Annotated in this window: 1 pseudogene; it reads right to left on the minus strand. The window is 67.4% G+C overall.

Annotated features, from left to right (window positions below):
* Positions 1–16: 16 nt before the first annotated feature.
* Positions 17–331, minus strand: a pseudogene (locus tag J4G38_RS23645) (MGH1-like glycoside hydrolase domain-containing protein); the annotation flags it as partial.

Genomic DNA, 331 nt, shown 5'->3' on the forward strand with positions numbered 1-331 from the left:
TGGTCGAAGGAGGGGCTCATGGGCGGGGCTGGAGGAGTTTGGCGACGAGGCCGGTCCAGCCGGTTTGGTGGCAGGCGCCGAGGCCGCGGCCGGTGTCGGCGTGGAAGTACTCGTGGAAGAGGAGGCAGTCGCAGAAGTTGGGGTCGTGCTGCAGGCGCTTGTCGGGCCCCAGGGCGGGGCGGACGCCGGCCTGGTTGCGCAAGAACAAGCTGGTGAGGCGGGTGGTGAGCCCGTCGGCAATTTCGAGCAGCGTGCCGTAGCGCCCCGAGTGGGTCGGGTATTCCACCTGGAACTCATTGCCGTAATAGTGGTGAAAGCGCTGGAGCGACTC

Origin of the sequence: Hymenobacter terricola, from assembly GCF_017921975.2 — a bacterium.
Lineage (GTDB): Bacteria > Bacteroidota > Bacteroidia > Cytophagales > Hymenobacteraceae > Hymenobacter > Hymenobacter terricola.